Genomic DNA, 13,415 nt, shown 5'->3' with positions numbered 1-13,415 from the left:
TTCTACCATCTAAAATGAGCGAAGGCTTTATTCGCCTCTGCCATTTTATGCGTGTCCTCTTTCTTTTTAATAGCTCCGCCCGTATTGTTCGAAGCGTCCAATATTTCGGATGCCAGCTTTTCTTCAAACGATTTTCCAGCTCTTTGTTTGGCATAAGCCAAAAGCCAGCGGAGCGCCAATGAAATTTTTCGAGAGGGACGGACATCAACCGGAACCTGGTAAGAAGCTCCACCCACCCGTCTGGATTTAACTTCAACAGCTGGTTTAATATTATCAATCGCTGTTTTGAAAACTTTTAAAGGATCATTTCCCGTCTTATTTTTAATGACTTCAAACGAATCGTAGCAGAGCGATTCAGCGGTGCTCTTTTTACCTTTTTTCATCACGGCGTTGATGAATTTGGCTACGAGCCGGTCATTAAAAATCGGATCGGGCAAAATCTCTCTTTTTACAGTTACTTTTCTTCTAGGCATTCAATTTAATCCTTGTCTATTATATTCAGGTACCCGTGTTGCTTCGCTTAAATTTTTGAGGAGGCTGTCTGGTTTAACCGATATTTATTTTGGACGTTTTGCTCCATATTTGGAACGTCCTTGTTTTCTGTTTTGCACCCCGACAGTATCTAAAGTCCCTCTGACAATGTGATAACGAACGCCGGGAAGATCTTTTACTTTTCCGCCCCTCACCAACACAATCGAATGTTCCTGTAAATTATGGCCCACTCCTGGAATATAGGAGGTAATTTCCATTCCATTGGTTAACCTGACCCTCGCAACCTTTCTTAACGCGGAATTCGGTTTTTTCGGCGTCGTTGTATACACTCTTACGCACACCCCCCGCCGTTGCGGGCATTGTTTTAACGCGGGACTTTTCGTCTTCCCTTTTGCGCTTTCGCGACCTATGCGGATCAGTTGATTTATTGTAGGCACTGCTTTCCTTTCTTTAATCGATCCCTTTGCCTGCAAAGGCAAAGTTTATTGAGAAAAACCTGTCGATTATATCAAAACTTTTGTAAAAGTCAACATATTTTATCTGACTTTCAGCGCAAAAGAGGCTTAGGCGGCCGGCTCAACGACCTCGCCACGTTCGTAAATCGGTGATTTTTCCTCTTCCCTTTCCGGCGGTAAAACATACGTCTCTTGATATTCAGAAAAGCCTGTCCCGGCCGGGATCAATCTGCCAACGATCACGTTTTCTTTCAATCCGAGGAGGTCGTCGATTTTTCCGGTAATGGCCGCTTCAGTTAAAACACGTGTTGTTTCCTGGAAGGAAGCGGCGGAAATAAAGCTCTCTGTGCTCAAGGAGGCTTTGGTGATTCCCAACAAAATCGGTTTCCCGATAGCCGGTTTTTTCCCCTGGGCCATTACTTTTTCATTTTCCTGAGCAAAAATGATCTTATCGACCTGGTTTCCCATTAGGAAGTCGGTATCTCCTGGATCTTCTATTTTGACTTTCCTGAGCATTTGCCGGACGATAATTTCGATATGCTTGTCATTGATCGAAACGCCCTGCAGCCGATAAACTTCCTGAACCTCGTCCACAAGGTATTTCTGAAGTTCTTTCGGTCCAAGAACATCCAAAATATCATGGGGGTTCGCAGAACCATCCATGAGCGGTTCCCCGGCTTGAACCCAATCTCCTTCATGGACGTTCACATGCTTCCCTTTAGCGATGAAATATTCGCGGACGTCGCCCATTTCATTTTTAACCATGATCTTCCGCATCCCTTTAACAAAACCGCCATACTCAACTGTTCCATCAATTTCGCTGATGACCGCTTGCTCTTTGGGTTTTCTGGCCTCAAACAATTCGGCAACCCGGGGAAGACCTCCGGTAATATCTTTGGTTTTCGTGGTTTCACGAGGAATTTTGGCCAAAACGTCTCCCGGAAATACCGTCTTTTCCTTTTCGACAAGGATATGAGCGCCAGCCGGAAGCAGGTAACGGGCAACAGAAGTCCCTGAAATTTTGGCTGTTTTGCCATGTTGATCTTTAATGGAAAGACGCGGACGAAGATTCGAACCAGGATAATCGATAATCACCTTACGGGAAAGACCTGTCACCTCGTCCACTTCTTCGCGCATCGTGACCCCTTCGACAATATCCCCGAAAGCAATCTTTCCTCCAACCTCAGTCAGAATCGAAAGAGAGTAGGGATCCCATTCCACCAGCTTCTGGGCGGGTTCCACTTTTCCGCCGTCTTTAACCTTGATTTTCGCGCCATAAACCACGGAGTATTTTTCTTTTTCACGGCCGGACTCGTCAAAGAGAGCGATTTTCCCGTTCCGGTTCATCACGATCATATCGCCGTCTTTATTTTTTACCGTATTAAGGTTCAGATATTTAATCTTTCCTTTGTTCTTAGCTTCAAGAACGGTCTGCTCTACGACTTTACTCGCCGTTCCTCCGATATGGAAAGTTCTCATCGTTAACTGGGTGCCTGGCTCGCCAATCGACTGAGCCGCAATCACGCCTACGGCTTCACCTTTATCCACCAGTTTTCCTCTCGCCAGATCGCGCCCGTAACATTTGGCACAAACACCTCGTCTGGCCTGGCAGGTCAGCACCGACCGGATCTTGACCCGGTCAACGCCCGCGTCAACAATGGTTTTCACCCGGACTTCATCTAATTCATCGTCTGCGTTGCAGATGAGTTCCCCTGTTAACGGATCTCTTATTTCTTCTGCCGCGAGGCGTCCGAGAAGACGTTCTTCCATAGGTTCGATGATCTCTCCCCCTTCTACGAGGGAAGAAACATAGATGCCGTCCATCGAGTGGCAATCGACCTCATTGATAATCACATCCTGAGAAATATCAACCAAACGACGCGTCAAATACCCTGAATTGGCCGTCTTCAAAGCAGTATCCGCCAACCCTTTTCTGGCGCCATGGGTAGAAATAAAATACTGTAAAACGGTCAGCCCTTCCCTGAAGTTTGCCGTAATCGGGGATTCGATGATTTCTCCGGAAGGTTTGGCCATCAAGCCTCTCATTCCCCCTAGCTGGCGAATCTGCTGGGTGCTCCCTCTTGCTCCGGAATCGGCCATCATAAAGATTGAGTTGAAGTCTCTCAGTTTCTTATCTTTATATTTTCCTGTTTTAATCGCCTCTTCTTCGTTTCCGAGCTCTTTCATCATTTCGGTGGCAATTTGTTCCGTTACATGAGACCAAATATCAACGACTTTGTTATAACGTTCGCCGTTCGTAATTAAACCTTCTGAATACTGTTTTTCAATTTCCAGGACTTCGTGACGGGCTTTTTTAAGAAAATCCTCTTTACGGGTTGGAATATGCATGTCGTCGATACAAATGGACAAACCTGCTTTCGTGGCGTAAAGATACCCCAGGTCCTTGATGTCGTCGAGAAGCACCACAGTCGCGCGGTTTCCCGCTTCCCGGTAACAAATATCAATCAGCTTCATGATCTCTTTTTTATTTAAAACCTTATTGATGTAATGGAAAGGAACCGTTTTAGGAATGATCTCCAGGAAGATGCCTCTCCCAACCGTGGTCTCAACCAGTTCACCGTTAATACGGAGTTTGATTCGCGCGTGCTCTTCCACCTCGTCAGCATCATAGGCGATCCTTAATTCATGGATGTCGGAAAAAATCTTTCCTTCACCCCTCGCGCCGGAACGCTCTTTAGTCAACCAATAACAGCCCAGCACCATATCCTGGGAAGGAACCATAATGGGCTTTCCGCTCGCAGGGGAAAGAATATTATTGACGGACATCATTAAAACCCTGGCTTCGATCTGGGCTTCCGCCGAAAGGGGAATATGAACTGCCATTTGATCGCCGTCAAAATCAGCATTGAAAGCGGCGCAAACCAGGGGATGGAGACGGATCGCTTTTCCTTCAACCAATACCGGATCAAACGCCTGAATGCCGAGTCGGTGAAGGGTGGGAGCCCTGTTCAACAAAATAGGATGTTCCTGAATCACTTCGTCAAGCACATCCCACACTTCAGGCCTTTCTTTTTCAACTAACTTTTTCGCGCTCTTGATGGTTGTGACATATCCTTCCTGTTCCAGCTTATGAAAAATAAACGGTTTGAAAAGCTCCAAAGCCATTTTTTTTGGGAGGCCGCACTGATGAAGTTTTAATTCAGGACCCACTACAATAACAGAACGTCCGGAATAATCAACCCGCTTTCCGAGAAGGTTCTGTCTGAAACGTCCCTGTTTTCCTTTCAGCATGTCAGAAAGACATTTTAACGGTCTTTTGTTGGGTCCGCGAATCGAACGCCCCCTCCGGCCATTATCAAATAAAGCGTCTACCGATTCCTGCAGCATCCTCTTTTCGTTTCGGATAATAACCAGAGGAGCCTTGAGTTCAATGAGGCGTTTTAACCGGTTATTCCGGTTAATGACCCTCCGATAAAGGTCATTTAAATCCGAAGTCGCGAAACGCCCGCCGTCCAAAGGAACCAGAGGACGGAGTTCGGGAGGGAGAACCGGTATCACATCCATAATCATCCAGTCCGCATGATTTCCCGACTTTCTTAGAGCTTCAACCACTTTCAGGCGTTTGGTCACCTTCTTTTTTACCGCCGCGGAACTTGCCTCTTTAACCTTAATCTGCAATTCATTCCAAAGCTCATCCAGTTTGATTTTTTTTAAAAGTTCCCGAATGGCCTCGGCACCCATGTCTGCCCGGAACCTATTTCCATATTCTTCAAAAAGCGCCCTGTATTTTTCTTCAGAAAGAAGTTCACGTTCTTTGAGAGGGGTATCTCCCGGATCCAGAACGATATACTGTTCAAAGTAAAGAATCCGTTCCAATTGTTTCAGGGTCATATCCATCAGGGTACCGATCCGGCTCGGCACCCCTTTTAAAAACCAGATATGCGCAACGGGAGAAGCAAGTTCAATATGCCCCATCCGTTCCCTTCTGACTTTAGCCTGAATGACTTCGACACCGCATTTATCGCAAACAATACCGCGATGTTTCATCCTTTTGTATTTACCGCAATTACATTCCCAATCTTTGGTCGGGCCAAAAATTTTCGCGCAGAAGAGGCCATCCCGTTCGGGTTTAAAGGAACGATAATTAATCGTTTCAGGTTTTTTAACTTCCCCATAGGACCAGGATCTGATTTTTTCCGGAGATGCGATTCGAATACGAATCGCATCAAAAGAAACAGGATCTTTTGGTTTTTCAAATAAACTGTAAATGCTTTCCAAAGTTGCGCTCCCACAAAGCTTGCTCGCGAGCGGTTCCGCAGCGAAGCTCCGTTCTTGTTGGCTTTTAAATCATTTATATTCTTGTCATTATCCTTTTGACTTGATCAACTCAACGTCCAATCCTAAACTCTGCAATTCCTTGATGAGAACATTAAATGATTCCGGTAAACCCGGCTCCAAGAAAGGCTCCCCTTTCACGATGGCTTCATAGATTCTGGATCTCCCGGGAACGTCATCCGATTTGACGGTCAGAAATTCCTGCAAAATCGACGCCGCTCCATAGGCCTGAAGCGCCCAGACTTCCATTTCTCCCAATCTTTGGCCTCCAAATTGCGCTTTTCCGCCCAGAGGTTGCTGGGTCACCAGCGAATAGGGTCCGATCGACCTGGCATGAATCTTATCGTCCACCAAATGATGAAGCTTCAAAACATACATAACCCCAACGGTTACAGGCCGCTTGAATGGCTCCCCGGTTTTTCCGTCACACAACATAATTTGACCCGAAGAAGGGAGATCGGCTGTTTTTAAGAGATCTTTAATTTCTTTTTCCGTAGACCCATCAAACACCGGACTGGCGACATGAATCCCCAGGGTTTTAGCTGCCCATCCCAAATGAGTCTCCAAAACCTGGCCGACGTTCATACGGGAAGGCACCCCCAGAGGATTGAGAACAATTTCTACCGGTGTCCCGTCGGGCAGAAACGGCATATCTTCAGCAGGGAGGATTCGCGACACCACGCCCTTATTGCCGTGCCGGCCGGCCATTTTATCGCCAACCTGCAATTTCCTTTTCATCGCGATATAAACTTTAACCAGCTTAATGACGCCAGGAGGAAGTTCATCTCCTTTTTTAAGACGCCCCACCTTCTCATCATAAATCGTTTGGAGCATCTCAATCTGGTCTTTTGTATATCGCTCGATTTCTTCAATTTTTTCAGATTCTTCCGTTTCCACCAGGGAAATATCTTTTAAATCGCTATCCGAAATCTTTTCGAGAATTTCGCCTGTAAGTTTTTTCTTTTTGTGTAAAAGGGTTTCTCCTGTTTCACGATCCATGATCTCATTGGCAACCGTCATATCCAGAAGAATCTTTCGAATTTTCTTGTTTTTCTCTTCCTCTAAAAGGCGAAGTTCATCCTGATGATCCCTCTGAATTCGTAGAATATCATCCGTTTCTATGCTCTTGGCGCGTTCATCCTTATCAATGCCTCTTCTGGAAAATATTTTAACGTCGACAATAACGCCTTCAATTCCTGGAGGAACATAGAGGGAGGCGTCTTTCACATCGCCCGCCTTTTCTCCAAAAATTGCCCGAAGAAGCTTTTCTTCCGGAGTCAACTGAGTTTCCCCTTTAGGCGTCACTTTTCCAACCAGAATATCTCCAGGCTTGACTTCAGCTCCGATCCGGATAATTCCGGATTCATCGAGATTTTTCAAGGCCTCTTCACTGATATTTGGAATGTCCCGGGTAATATCTTCCTTGCCCAATTTAGTATCACGGGATTCAATTTCAAATTCTTCAATATGAATGGAGGTAAATCGATCTTCTTTCGTTAAATTTTCGCTGACCAGAATCGCGTCTTCAAAATTGTAACCTCCCCAGGGCATAAAGGCGACCAGGATATTTCTCCCCAAAGCCAACTCGCCCATTTCAATGGCCGGGCCGTCTGCAAGAACATCCCCTTTTTTGATTTTTTGGCCCACATGCACAATCGGTTTCTGGGTAATGCAGGTATTTTGGTTTGACCGTTGAAATTTAATCAAATTATAAACGTCCAAAGCAACTTCCGGCTCTTTTAATGACTGTTCCTTTTGTTTTCTGGTCAATTCAGCACGAATAACAATTCGGCTGGCGTCAACGCTCTCAACCACCCCGGAGCGATTGGCTAAAACAACATAGCCGGAATCCCGGGCGACAATGGCTTCCATTCCGGTTCCGACAAAAGGCGCTTCGGTTTGAAGAAGGGGCACCGCTTGACGCTGCATATTTGATCCCATCAGCGCCCTGTTGGCATCGTCGTTTTCCAAAAACGGAATGAGCGCCGTGGCAACGCTGACGATCTGTTTTGGAGAAACGTCCATTAAATTAATTTTGTCCGGGGTCACCATGACAAAATCACCGGCATGACGCGCGGAAACAATTTCGGCGACTATTTTCCCTTTCGCGTCGATTTTCGTGTTGGCCTGGGCAATGATGTATTGATCTTCGTCTATCGCAGAAATATAAATAACATCGTCGCTGACCCGCCCTCCTTCAACTTTTCGGTAAGGAGACTCGATAAAACCAAATTCATTGACTCTTGCATAGGTTGCCATTGAGGTAATCAAACCGATATTAGGCCCTTCAGGCGTTTCAATCGGACAAATCCGCCCATAATGGCTGGGATGAACGTCTCGAACTTCAAAACCGGCCCGTTCGCGGGTTAACCCGCCGGGTCCCAGCGCCGAAAGCCTTCTTTTATGGGTGATTTCAGCCAACGGATTGGTCTGATCCATAAACTGAGAAAGCTGGCTGGATCCGAAAAACTCCTTAATCACCGCAATGACAGGTTTGGAATTAATCACATCATGAGGAAGGATGGTCTCGATATCAAGAAGGTTCATTCTTTCCTTGATCGTTCGTTCCATCCTGACTAAACCAACCCTGAATTGATTTTCTAAAAGCTCTCCCACTGACCGGACTCTTCTGTTGCCAAGGTTATCGATATCATCAATTTCCCCTTTTCCGGTTTTTAAATTGATGAGATAACGAACCACCTCAACGGCATCCTCCCGCGTTAGCGTTCGCTGTTCAAGGGGAATGGTTAAGCCAAACTTTTTATTGATCTTAAGCCTGCCGACTGGAGAAAGGTCATATCGCTTGTTATTAAAGAAAAGATTATCGAATAATAATTTGGCGGCATCGACGCTGGGCGTTTCACCCGGTCGAATTCTTTTATAAATTTCGACCATCGCTTCCTGCTGGGAACCGACTTTTTCAATCGCAAGAGTATCCCGAATAACCGGAAGAATTTGAATGTTATCAATAAAAAGAAGTTGAAAAGAGGTGATTCCGCTCGCTAAAATCTTTTCGAAGACAGGCTGGGTAATTTCCTGATTTCGCTCAAGAATAATCTCCCCCGTGTTAATATCAATTAAATCATTCAGGACCACCCTGCCCAGAAGTTCTTCATCGGGCAAGGTAATCTCTTTGAAGCCAGCCGATTTTAGCTTTTTGACATGTAACCGGTTTAATTTGGTCCCTTCTTTAGCAATGACTTCTTTGGTTTTTTTATCGATCAAATCATGAGGAGCTTTTAATATTCCTGAATGAATTTCGGGGTCAATCACCCTGAAAAACTTGGCGTCCTTGACCACAATTTCTTCAATAGGATAATAGGTTTTTAAAAGATCCTCAACGGTGTAGCCGAAGGCTTTTAAAAGGATGGTCGAGGCAAGTTTCCGCCGGCGGTCAATCCGTACATAAAGAATATCTTTTACGTCAAACTCAAAATCCAGCCACGAGCCGCGATAAGGAATAATCCTGGCGGAATAAAGGACCTTTCCGCTCGCATGCGTCTTCCCTTTGTCATGCGAAAAAGAAACCCCCGGTGAGCGCTGGAGCTGACTGACGACCACCCTTTCAGTGCCGTTTACGATAAAGGTTCCGTTCCCTGTCATGAGTGGAAGTTCCCCGATGTAAACTTCCTGCTCCCGAATATCTTTCACTTTTTTGGCGTTTGTTTTTTCATCCTTATCCCAAACCATGAGACGGACGCGGATTTTTAGCGGAGCGGCAAACGTCATTCCTCTTTCTAAACATTCCAGGACATCATATTTTGGAATCCCGATAGAGTAGTCAAGAAACTCAACCATCGCGGTATCATTGTAATCAGAAATGGGGAAAACAGAGGTAAAAGTAGATTGAAGACCGATATCCTCTCTCTGTTCCGGCGATACATCCATCTGCAGAAAACGTTCATAAGACCGTTTCTGGATTTCGATTAAATTCGGAATTTCAATTTTTGTCCCGATTTTTGCAAAATCTTTTCGAGTCCTCAAAGCATTTATGCTGTTTGACATTAAATATCCTTATCTCCTCTATTATAGATGGGGCCCGTCCGGCTTCACCCCGTGAAATCCTCCGATGCCCCCAAACCCCAGCCTGCGCTCAGGCAAAGCCTGTCGCGCATGCTCTTTCTCCCAATAAAGCCCGGACCTGATCTTTTAAGGTCCGGGGATTTTTACCTATCTCATTTATTTGATTTCGACTTTTGCCCCTGACTCTTCCAGTTTCTTTTTCATTGATTCGGCTTCTTCTTTGGCAACGCCGGTCTTAACCGGTTTAGGCGCGGCTTCGACAAGGTCTTTAGCCTCTTTCAAACCCAGGCTGGTTAATTCTCTAACCACCTTGATCACCTGGATTTTTTTGTCGCCAGCGCTCGCTAAAATCACATCAAATGCCGTTTTTTCTTCAGCAGGAGCAGCGGCGGCGGATCCCCCGCCCCCTGCTTGTGCAACTGCAACGGGAGCAGCGGCGCTGACGCCAAACTTTTCTTCAAGCATTTTAATAAGCTCTGCAAGCTGCAGAACCGGCATTTTTTCAACGGCGGAAATAATTTCTTCATTTGTCATTTTACATTCTCCTTAAGTGAGTATTTAAATCGTTGTTTTTCCGTTTAACATCCGGATTCTTTTTTCTCTTTAACCGCATTCAGGGCATAAACAAAGTTATTCACAATCCCATTTAACGTCCTTACCAGACCATAAAGAGGAGATTGCATCCTTGAAAGAAGCTGTCCGATCATCACCTGCCGGCTCGGTAAATTGGCAACAGCGCCAAGATCTTTGACATCCAAAACCTTGCCTTCGATCATTCCGCCTTTAAGCCTGAACACTTTCTCTTTTTCGGAAAATTCCTTTGCCGCTTTAATGGCCCCAATGGGATCATCGTAGCCAAAAACAACCCCTATAGGTCCTTTAAAGAAGGGTTGCATCGGTTTATACGAAGAGGTTTCAATGGCCTTTTGAACGAGGGTGTTTTTCATCACTTTAAATTCACCGTTCACCTTGCGGACATTGTTACGAAGTTTTCTTAAATCTTCCACCCCTAATCCGGCATATTCTGATAAAACCACAGACGTCGCCCTGCTGAAACGGTCTGAAATTTCTTTAATTTCAGAAGATTTTTCTGTTTTATTCATAAACTTTCCTCCTTTCTTGCAATGATAAACAAATCGTTTCATTGATTCAGGGACCCGTACGGTTTCACTCCGTGAAATCCTCCGATGCCCCGAACCCCAGCGCTCATCCAGGCAAAGCCTGTTACTCGCGCTATATCCAAGAAAGAAAAATGATATTCAACCTGAATGATCTATTTTCTGTCTCGGCAGGCTGTTCTCCATAAAGAAGAACGCTTAACGATTTAATCGACCTACTGTCTTCGACAATGAACTGCTAAAACAAAATCTTAGATAACGACTCTCGTAACACTTCCGGTATTAACAGAAACCCCGGGACTCATTGTGGTGGAAATGGTAACCGACTGCAAGTAGGTTCCCTTACTGGAGGATGGTTTTGCTTTAATGACAGATTCTAAAACAGCCATGCTATTTTCATAGAGATGCTCTGGATTGAAAGATTTTTTACCTACCGGCACATGAATAATTCCGGCTTTTTCAACTTTAAATTCCACTTTTCCTTTTCGGATGTCACTGATGGCTCTGGCGACATCAAAAGTCACGGTCCCTGTTTTCGGATTAGGCATCAATCCCCTGGGGCCTAAAATTCTTCCCAATTTTCCGACGGTTCCCATCATGTCCGGCGTAGCCACAATACTGTCAAAGTCGATCCAGCCTTTTGAAATTTTTTCAGCCAGGTCATCGGATCCCACATAATCGGCGCCCGCGTCCGTCGCTTCTTTTTCTTTTTCTCCTTTGGCAAACACTAAAACCTTTACTTTCTTTCCAGTTCCATGCGGAAGGACGACAGACCCCCGAACCATCTGATCAGAATGTTTCGGATCAACGCCTAATTTAATCGCAAGGTCGACACTCTCATCAAATTTGGCAAAGGCGATTTCTTTTACCAAATTAACCGCATCTTTAATTTCATAGTACTTGTTTTCAACTTTGGCCTGAGCCGCCTTAAATTTCTTACCCATGGTTAACTCCTCTTATATTTTATTTGGAGGCCCGTTCGGTTTCACTTCGTGAAATCCTCCGATGCCCCCAAGCCCCGCGCTCGGGCCAGGCAAAGCCTGTTCCTCGTTTTAAACTAATCGATGACCTGAATTCCCATACTCCGCGCCGTCCCTCTGATAATTTGAATCGCCCCGGGAAGATCGACAGCGTTTAAGTCGGGCATTTTTGTTTTTGCGATTTCTTCAACCTGGGCGGCCGTTACTTTTCCCACCTTGTCTTTATTGGGAACCGCGGCGCCTTTAACGACTCCCGCCGCTTTTTTTAATAAATCGGAAGCAGGCGGAGTCTTCATGATAAACGTGAATGTGCGATCTGAAAAAACGGTGATCACAACCGGAACGATCGTATCCCCCTGGGTTTGAGTTTTCGCATTAAAACTTTTGCAAAACTCCATGATATTAACCCCGTGCTGCCCTAACGCGGGGCCGACCGGAGGAGCAGGATTGGCCTTGCCCGCCGGAATTTGTAATTTGACAAACGCGATTGCTTCTTTGGCCATTTCTATTTAACTCCTTGCTATATGATCTTGTAGGGGGGCAGGCACAGGGGCCTGCCCCTACGATGAATTACATTTTTTCAACTTGTAAAAATCCAAGCTCTACCGGCGTAGGTCTTCCAAAAATGGATACAAAAACTTTCAATTTGCTGTGATCCAGATGGACTTCCTCTACGGAGCCGTTAAACCCGATAAAAGGGCCATCAATGATACGGATATTTTCCCCTTTTTGAAACTGGACTTTGCTCCTGGGCTGAGCCGTTCCTGAATCCATTTGAGATTGCAGGGTGCCGACTTCTTTTTCCGAAAGGGGAACGGGTTTTTCACCGCCCCCGACAAAACCTGTCACTTTTGGCGTACTTTTTACTAACTGCCAGGTTTCATCATTGATATCCATTTCAATTAAAACATAACCCGGGAAAAATTTTCTGTTCGAAACTCGCTTTTTACCCTCTTTAATTTCAACGACCTCTTCCGTCGGAACCATGATTTTCCCAAACTTTTCAGATAAACCGGCGGTTTGAATTCGTTCTTCCAGGCTGGTTTTAACCTTCCCTTCAAAACCTGAATAAGTGTGGATGACATACCAATTTTTACCCATTCAATCATATTCCTATTGGTTTATTGTTAATAACATCCTGGCGACGCTCCGAATCTTTCTTTTTCGGGGCTGTTCACTTCGTTCCCATTGCCCCAAAAATCCGCACCCGGCCTGTCAAAGCCAGAACGTCGTTTTCGTTAAAAACTAATGAATCACCAGACGAACAATTCTCATCAGAACCGAATCCACCGAAGCAAGAAAAAAACCGAGTATAAATACAAAAATAATAACCACGGTTGTCGACCCGACCGTCTCATTTTTGGTCGGGTAAGATATTTTTTTTAATTCAGCCTGGACTTCTTTAAAAAAATCTGAAATTTTTTCAAAAAACTTCTTCATTTCACCCTCGGAAAACTTTTTGACAGGATCGATTTGTTTTAGTTTTACATACAGGCCAGGAGGGAATCGAACCCCCAACCCCCGGTTTTGGAGACCGATGCTCTGCCAATTGAGCTACTGGCCTAACCATTGTATATGGGGCCCGTGCGGTTCCGCTTCGCGGAATCCTCCGATGCCCCATACCCGCGCAACGCTCGGTCTAACTACGACCATTCCAAAGTCCGTCACTGGCAAAGCCAGTTGCTTCGCTTTATTCATCTACTTAACTTCTTTATGCCCCTGATGTTTCCTGCAAAATTTACAATATTTTTTAAGTTCCAGCCGATCAGGGGTATTTCTTTTATTCTTCTTGGTTGAATAATTCTTTTGCTTGCATTCCAGGCATGCTATAGAAATAATTTCTCTCATTTTATTTTATTCCATTCCTCCCACAAAGCTTGCTTGCGAGCGGTTCCGCAGCGAAGCTGATCTTTTGCTTTTAAGCGGTAATTTCTGTAATCACACCCGCGCCGACGGTTCGTCCTCCTTCACGGATCGCAAACTTCAGCCCCTTCTCCATCGCAATCGGCGTGATCAATTCCACGCTGATGCTGATATTGTCTCCAGGCATC

General features: G+C 45.2%; 12 protein-coding genes and 1 tRNA gene. All 13 read right to left on the bottom strand.

Annotation, left to right across the window (positions count from 1 at the left end; all coding sequences use genetic code 11):
• Window positions 1–2: 2 nt before the first annotated feature.
• The gene (gene rpsG / locus HYR79_09795) at window positions 3–473 is read right to left on the bottom strand and encodes a 30S ribosomal protein S7 (GenBank protein MBI1821987.1); all 471 of its coding nucleotides are present in this window, start codon (window positions 471–473) and stop codon (window positions 3–5) included.
• Between the two features lie 84 nt (window positions 474–557).
• Window positions 558–929: a 30S ribosomal protein S12 gene (locus tag HYR79_09790; GenBank protein ID MBI1821986.1), complete on the bottom strand. Its 372-nt coding sequence runs from the start codon at window positions 927–929 to the stop codon at window positions 558–560.
• 126 nt (window positions 930–1,055) lie between these two features.
• Complete coding sequence (gene rpoC / locus HYR79_09785) at window positions 1,056–5,186, bottom strand: DNA-directed RNA polymerase subunit beta' (protein ID MBI1821985.1); 4,131 nt, start codon at window positions 5,184–5,186, stop codon at window positions 1,056–1,058.
• Window positions 5,187–5,273: 87 nt separating this feature from the next.
• Complete coding sequence (gene rpoB, locus HYR79_09780; GenBank protein MBI1821984.1) at window positions 5,274–9,248, bottom strand: DNA-directed RNA polymerase subunit beta; 3,975 nt, start codon at window positions 9,246–9,248, stop codon at window positions 5,274–5,276.
• Window positions 9,249–9,422: 174 nt separating this feature from the next.
• Window positions 9,423–9,800, bottom strand: coding sequence for a 50S ribosomal protein L7/L12 (rplL, locus tag HYR79_09775; GenBank protein MBI1821983.1), 378 nt, complete (start codon window positions 9,798–9,800; stop codon window positions 9,423–9,425).
• A 44-nt stretch (window positions 9,801–9,844) separates the two neighbouring features.
• Complete coding sequence (locus tag HYR79_09770) at window positions 9,845–10,369, bottom strand: 50S ribosomal protein L10 (protein ID MBI1821982.1); 525 nt, start codon at window positions 10,367–10,369, stop codon at window positions 9,845–9,847.
• A gap of 266 nt (window positions 10,370–10,635) precedes the next feature.
• A complete protein-coding gene (locus HYR79_09765) occupies window positions 10,636–11,328 on the bottom strand; it encodes a 50S ribosomal protein L1 (protein MBI1821981.1) in 693 nt (230 codons plus the stop codon).
• 113 nt (window positions 11,329–11,441) lie between these two features.
• The gene (gene rplK / locus HYR79_09760; GenBank protein ID MBI1821980.1) at window positions 11,442–11,867 is read right to left on the bottom strand and encodes a 50S ribosomal protein L11; all 426 of its coding nucleotides are present in this window, start codon (window positions 11,865–11,867) and stop codon (window positions 11,442–11,444) included.
• 67 nt (window positions 11,868–11,934) lie between these two features.
• Window positions 11,935–12,465 (bottom strand): transcription termination/antitermination protein NusG, encoded by a 531-nt coding sequence (nusG, locus tag HYR79_09755; protein MBI1821979.1) that lies wholly within the window; start codon window positions 12,463–12,465, stop codon window positions 11,935–11,937.
• Window positions 12,466–12,609: 144 nt separating this feature from the next.
• Window positions 12,610–12,804 (bottom strand): preprotein translocase subunit SecE, encoded by a 195-nt coding sequence (secE, locus tag HYR79_09750; GenBank protein ID MBI1821978.1) that lies wholly within the window; start codon window positions 12,802–12,804, stop codon window positions 12,610–12,612.
• Between the two features lie 51 nt (window positions 12,805–12,855).
• A tRNA-Trp gene (locus HYR79_09745) sits at window positions 12,856–12,928 on the bottom strand.
• A gap of 134 nt (window positions 12,929–13,062) precedes the next feature.
• Window positions 13,063–13,212 (bottom strand): 50S ribosomal protein L33, encoded by a 150-nt coding sequence (rpmG, locus tag HYR79_09740; protein ID MBI1821977.1) that lies wholly within the window; start codon window positions 13,210–13,212, stop codon window positions 13,063–13,065.
• Window positions 13,213–13,282: 70 nt separating this feature from the next.
• Window positions 13,283–13,415: elongation factor Tu (gene tuf / locus HYR79_09735; GenBank protein ID MBI1821976.1), on the bottom strand; the 133-nt coding region annotated here is incomplete at its 5' end.

This window comes from Nitrospirota bacterium (assembly GCA_016178585.1).
Classification (GTDB): domain Bacteria; phylum Nitrospirota; class Nitrospiria; order JACQBW01; family JACQBW01; genus JACOTA01.
This window is presented reverse-complemented; position numbering and strand designations above follow the sequence as displayed.

Bases quoted from the DNA above. Each gene is read 5' to 3' on its own strand.
- rpsG (MBI1821987.1), bottom strand. From the start codon at position 473: ATGCCTAGAAGAAAAGTAACTGTAAAAAGAGAGATTTTGCCCGATCCG.
- rpoB (MBI1821984.1), bottom strand. From the start codon at position 9,248: ATGTCAAACAGCATAAATGCTTTGAGGACTCGAAAAGATTTTGCAAAA.
- rplL (MBI1821983.1), bottom strand. From the start codon at position 9,800: ATGACAAATGAAGAAATTATTTCCGCCGTTGAAAAAATGCCGGTTCTG.
- HYR79_09770 (MBI1821982.1), bottom strand. From the start codon at position 10,369: ATGAATAAAACAGAAAAATCTTCTGAAATTAAAGAAATTTCAGACCGT.
- HYR79_09765 (MBI1821981.1), bottom strand. From the start codon at position 11,328: ATGGGTAAGAAATTTAAGGCGGCTCAGGCCAAAGTTGAAAACAAGTAC.
- rplK (MBI1821980.1), bottom strand. From the start codon at position 11,867: ATGGCCAAAGAAGCAATCGCGTTTGTCAAATTACAAATTCCGGCGGGC.
- nusG (MBI1821979.1), bottom strand. From the start codon at position 12,465: ATGGGTAAAAATTGGTATGTCATCCACACTTATTCAGGTTTTGAAGGG.
- secE (MBI1821978.1), bottom strand. From the start codon at position 12,804: ATGAAGAAGTTTTTTGAAAAAATTTCAGATTTTTTTAAAGAAGTCCAG.
- rpmG (MBI1821977.1), bottom strand. From the start codon at position 13,212: ATGAGAGAAATTATTTCTATAGCATGCCTGGAATGCAAGCAAAAGAAT.